Source organism: Mesorhizobium sp. M0340 (genome assembly GCF_040321535.1).
Classification (GTDB): Bacteria; Pseudomonadota; Alphaproteobacteria; order Rhizobiales; family Rhizobiaceae; genus Mesorhizobium.
Genome location: NZ_JAMYRR010000064.1, coordinates 1 through 2621, shown reverse-complemented (window position 1 = coordinate 2621; position 2621 = coordinate 1). Strand labels below are relative to the sequence as shown.

The following is a 2621-nucleotide window of genomic DNA, read 5'->3' as shown; positions in this document are numbered from 1 at the left end:
ATCCGGGCGCCGAAGATCGTCCGCGCGAACACGTCCCGGCCCAGATTGTCGCTTCCAAACCACATTTTGGCGGAGGGCGGCTGGAGGCGCTTGAACGGATTTATGTTCACCGGGTCGCCGGCGTAAAGTGGGGCGGCGAGCGCCAGAATGATCAAGATCGCCAGGAGGCCGCCGCCTATGAAGACCAGCGGATGCCGCCTGGCTATACGGGGAACCTCGGATAGCTGCAGCCGACCCATCGGCACAGCTTCAACTGGTGCGGAGATGAGCCTCATATCAGTACCGGATGCGGGGATCGATCAGCGTATAGGCCAGATCGACCGCGAGGTTGATAAGGACGTATAGACCTGAAGTTAGGATGAGCACGCTCTGGATGATGGGATAGTCGCGGTTGTTGATCGCATCGACCACCAGACGACCGATACCGGGGATGTTGAACACCGTCTCCGTGAGTACAACCCCCCCAATCAGATAGGCGAAGCTTATACCGATGACGGTCAGGATCGGGACGCCGGCATTCTTCAAGGCATGGTGGAAAAGCATGGCATAGGACGAAGCGCCCTTGGCAGCGGCCGTTCGCATATAGTCTTCCGACAGGACCTCGAGCATGCTCGCCCGCGTAACCCGCGCGATGAATGCGATGTAGCCAATACTTAGCGCCAGTGTGGGCAGGACCAGGTGCACAAACCAAGGCCCTAGACCTTGGTTGATCGGGACGTATCCCTGGACCGGCAACCAGTGTGTCCTGATGGCGAAGAAGTATACAAGAAAATAGCCGATGACGAAGACCGGGACGGAATAACCAAATGCCGAAAAGGCCGCGAGGAAGCGGTCGACGAGCCCGCCCGTTCGCCATGCGGCAAGGATGCCGAAGGAGACCCCGACCGACACCGAAAGGATCATTGTCAGGATTGACAGGGAAAGGGTCGGTTCAAGCCGCTGTGAGATCAGCTCCAGAACCGGTCGCCCGGCAAAGATCGACGTGCCGAAATCGCCGCGCAGCATGTCGCGCACCCAACGGACGAACTGAACCGGCAGCGGATCGTTCAGTCCCAGCTTCTCGCGGATGCCGGCGATCATCTCCGCAGTCGCCGAATTGCCCGCAATCATCGCCGCCGGATCGCCGGGCGCCAGCCTGAGAAGCAGGAACACGAAAATCCCGACCATCGCCGTGACGGCGATGGTCGAAACTATCCTGCGAAGGACATAAGCAGCCACAGTCCTCAGGCCTTCTGCATGTTCCACATCGGAACGACCTGCGGCATGCCGATGAGGCCGGTGAGCGTCTTACGGCGCGCCATCGGCGAGACATAGTGCCCCAACCTCACATCGCCCACGAAGTCCCACCAGAGACCTTGCATCTGGCGAGCTAGGGCCTTCCGTTCCTCAAGCGTTGCTACAGATGCCCACTTGGCCCGCAGCGCTTCATATTCATCATTCTTCGGCCAGCCATACCAGGCGCTATCTCCGTTCGCGAGGAGAAGCGGGGTAGCGAACGGATTGCCGAGGGAGTAATCAGCCTCAGACGTAATAAACATGCTCCAGCCGCCATTCTCGACGGGATCCTTTTTCGCGCGGCGCGTGGAGAGGCCACCCCAGTCGCTCGGCGCAAGCTCGACATTGATCCCGATGTTGCGCAGGGCCGCAGCAAGCAGCTGCGAACCATCGTTGCTCGGCGCCCAATCCGTTGCCTGTAGAACCACGACCTTTTCGCCCGCATATCCGGCCTCCTTGAAGAGCTGCTTGGCCTTTTCCGGATCGCCGCCCTTCTTGTACCAGCCCGTATTCTCATCGTTGGAATAGAGCGTATCGCTACCGAATATCGAAGTGACCGAGCGGCCATACTTCGGCGCAAGGACGTTCATGAACGCCTCCTGATCGATTAGGTGCAGCATCGCCTGCCGCGCCTTCACGTTGTCGAACGGCTTCTGGAGAAAGTTCAGGCGCAGCAACATGCTCTTGCCGGTTTTGTCTAGAACATCGACCACAAGGTTGGGATCACTCTCGATCACCGAGACAAGGTCGTTGGGCGGCTGCTCAACGTAATCGATCTCACCCGCTTGCAAGGCCGCGAAGGCTGTCTGGGGATCGGCGACATTGTCCCAGATGACACGATCGACTTTTACGATCTTCCCGCCTGCCAATCCGTCCGCCGGCTCCTTGCGAGGAACATATTTTTCATTGCGATCGTAGGTGTAGCTCGCGCCCGGCTTGACGAGAGCTTCATTGAACCTAAATGGCCCCGATCCGACATTCGTGGTGACCTGCTCGGTCGCCGGGCGACTGGCATCTTTCTCGCGCATGATGAAAAGGCATGGCGGCGTCAGATCTGCCAAGAGATCGATCAGAATGCCAAGCGGTTCCTTGAGCGAGATCACGAACGTCTTGTCGTCTTTCTTGGAGATGTCGCTCGCGCGCTCCATGATCAACTGCCCGCCTGGAGCTACCTGACCCCAGCGCCGGATCGAAGCCACACAGTCCGCCGCGGTGACCGGAGTGCCGTCATGCCAAGCCAAGCCGTCCCGCAGCTCGAACGTATAGGTCTTCCTGTCTTCGGACACGCCCCACTTGCCGACCATTTGTGGCTGCGGCATGAACTTCGAGTCTGACCCGAACAGCGT

Annotated in this window: 2 protein-coding genes and 1 pseudogene; all 3 read right to left on the bottom strand. The window is 59.3% G+C overall.

Annotated elements, in window-relative coordinates; all coding sequences use genetic code 11:
- A pseudogene (locus tag NKI79_RS33025) lies at positions 1-275 on the bottom strand (ABC transporter permease); the annotation flags it as partial.
- 1 nt (position 276) lies between these two features.
- Positions 277-1218, bottom strand: coding sequence for an ABC transporter permease (locus tag NKI79_RS33020; protein WP_352807468.1), 942 nt, complete (start codon positions 1216-1218; stop codon positions 277-279).
- Between the two features lie 5 nt (positions 1219-1223).
- Positions 1224-2621: ABC transporter substrate-binding protein (locus NKI79_RS33015; protein ID WP_352807465.1), on the bottom strand; the 1398-nt coding region annotated here is incomplete at its 5' end.